The organism is Mesorhizobium sp. GbtcB19 (assembly GCF_019091085.1).
Lineage (GTDB): Bacteria > Pseudomonadota > Alphaproteobacteria > Rhizobiales > Rhizobiaceae > Mesorhizobium.
Map to the genome: position 1 here is coordinate 1 of NZ_JAGXJY010000248.1, position 268 is coordinate 268.

The 268-nt window shown below is 71.6% G+C and carries 1 pseudogene; it reads left to right on the forward strand.

The window, feature by feature from the left end:
- Positions 1 to 268, forward strand: a pseudogene (locus KVT37_RS32265) (sensor histidine kinase); the annotation flags it as partial.

The window sequence follows — 268 nt, forward strand, 5'->3', positions numbered from 1 at the left end:
CCTGCGCCGCGGGCTGTCGCCCTTGATCCGCCTGCACGACGCGGTTCGCTCGCCGGGCCGTAGCGACCTCGACCCGATCGAGGGGCCTGGCGCGCAGAGCGAGATCAGGCCGCTGATCGAGGCGCGCAATGCTTACATGGAGCGCGAGCGGGCACAGATGGCGGCGCAGCGCCGCTTCATCGCCACTGCCGCGCACCAGTTGCGCACGCCGCTTGCGCTGCTGACGACACAGGCGAGCTACGCCTTGCGCGAACGCGCCGCGGATCGA